Consider the following 1,693-nt stretch of genomic DNA (forward strand, 5'->3'; position numbering starts at 1 on the left):
GCATTGCCACGCGATATGATAAGCTCAAAGATAGCTATGCAGCGGCGGTAATGCTTGCTTGTGTCTTTATCTGGTTGCCCCTGATTTGAATTCTATACACACCCTAACGAATGTCTGTAGTAGATTGGCTATACACAACCTCAACACGGGGTTAGTGTGCGTACAAATACTTTTTGCTATGCTTTACGGATAGCGAACGCAGATAATCAATAAAAATTATCAACCTTATACAACCGCTAGGTTCGATATGGTTATCGTAGCAGGCTAGATAGTTTATTATTGACTATAGTTAAGTGGTTATGCATACAGACTCTAGTGAAAGCGCCTTAAATTTTCCAAATATGTTCTACCGATATATTAACCAGGGATAATGAGAACCATGAAAAAAAATAATCAATTTGCTAGTCCATTCAGCACTTGGAGCGGCCATCGCTTGTTTCAGGTAGTCGCCGGTACGCTGATCGGTGCAATGGTAGTAACTCAAGCGTCGGCGATGTTGCCTACACCAGAGCAAGCAGTGGATGGATCGGCCACTGTACAAGCAACCGCTAATCAAGCTGGCAATTCAAGCGCACAAGCTGTTAACAGCAAAATCACTGCATCATTGGTTAGCACTGATGCAAATGGTGAAGAAGTATTGGTTCCTGTTAATGAAAGTACACGTTTGCAGTCAGGTAATGTCTTAGAGTATCAAGGATACTTTACCAATACCAATGCTGATCGAGTACGTAAAATGACGGTCACCATGAGTATTCCTGAGCAAGTGGAATTGATGAAGACGGTCTCGCCAGAGTTTCCATATGGTAGCGTCGATGGTAATAGTTTTTCTCGTATGCCATTACGTACTAGAGTAAACAACCAGCTGCAAGATGTAGATTTAAAGTACTATAAAGCGGTTCGTTGGGATCTGGAAGGTGTTGGTCTGAACGATACAGTCGCGGTTAAATATCGCGCGCGTGTTAAATAAGCCAGTTCGACATGCCTTAACTGAATCGTAAATTATTCAAGATTTGATTCATAATAGAGAGCACCACAGTTGATGACTGTGGTGCTTTTTTATGGGTGCTTGAATTCTAAAAGCTTTACATACGCAGCCTATTAATAAGTTAAAGCGTTTTTATAAGCTAAAGCGTTGCATATTTGCTTTGAGATTTTTCTTTGATTAACTGCTTAATTGCGTTAATTTGTGGCGTAGTGGCTTTTGATCCAGCAGTGATTAGTGTGCTGCGTTGGCTGGTATCTATTGAGCTGATATGGCCAACGTCTGGCGTAATGATAATATCTGCACGATCTCGTTCATGGTAGTTTGATGCGTGATGCGTGGTACTTGATTGTGCCGTGATATTGTTTTCTAGAAACCCCCAAAAGCTGCTGAATGAGTTGATATTCGGTATGCTATTAGGCGTAGAGGTAGTAGAATTATGATTGCTCTTAGTCACATCTACGGCGATGATAATATCAGCACCCAAATCACGCGCACTATCGATAGGCACTAAACTGACGACACCGCCATCGATATATTTTTGGTGGTGTTCTAAAAAGTATGCTGGCATCAGACGTAGCCATAATTGATGTAAAAGAACACCATATCAAACACTTTGAAGTGATTATCGAGCTTCTTAGAGAAACAACAGGTTTGGGAGTTTCCCAAACTCTGTGTAACTGCTTATAATCCACTAACAGGAGAATAAGC

2 protein-coding genes and 2 pseudogenes are annotated in these 1,693 nt (G+C 41.2%); 2 read left to right on the plus strand and 2 right to left on the minus strand.

Going from position 1 to position 1,693, the window contains the following annotated elements:
• Both EI164_RS15930 and EI164_RS15935 read left to right on the plus strand, forming a co-directional pair.
• A pseudogene (locus EI164_RS15930) lies at positions 1-89 on the plus strand (IS5/IS1182 family transposase); the annotation flags it as partial.
• Positions 90-379: 290 nt separating this feature from the next.
• Complete coding sequence (locus EI164_RS15935; RefSeq protein WP_192520962.1) at positions 380-967, plus strand: hypothetical protein; 588 nt, start codon at positions 380-382, stop codon at positions 965-967.
• Positions 968-1,124: 157 nt separating this feature from the next.
• Here the strand turns inward: EI164_RS15935 and EI164_RS15940 are convergent, their stop codons facing one another.
• Both EI164_RS15940 and EI164_RS15945 read right to left on the minus strand, forming a co-directional pair.
• Positions 1,125-1,553 (minus strand): patatin-like phospholipase family protein, encoded by a 429-nt coding sequence (locus tag EI164_RS15940; RefSeq protein ID WP_225739362.1) that lies wholly within the window; start codon positions 1,551-1,553, stop codon positions 1,125-1,127.
• Positions 1,553-1,639, minus strand: a pseudogene (locus tag EI164_RS15945) (IS1 family transposase); the annotation flags it as partial. The pseudogene EI164_RS15945 and the gene EI164_RS15940, both read right to left, overlap by 1 nt.
• Between the last annotated feature and the right edge of the window lie 54 nt (positions 1,640-1,693).

Source organism: Psychrobacter sp. FME13 (assembly GCF_014861395.1).
Taxonomy (GTDB): domain Bacteria; phylum Pseudomonadota; class Gammaproteobacteria; order Pseudomonadales; family Moraxellaceae; genus Psychrobacter.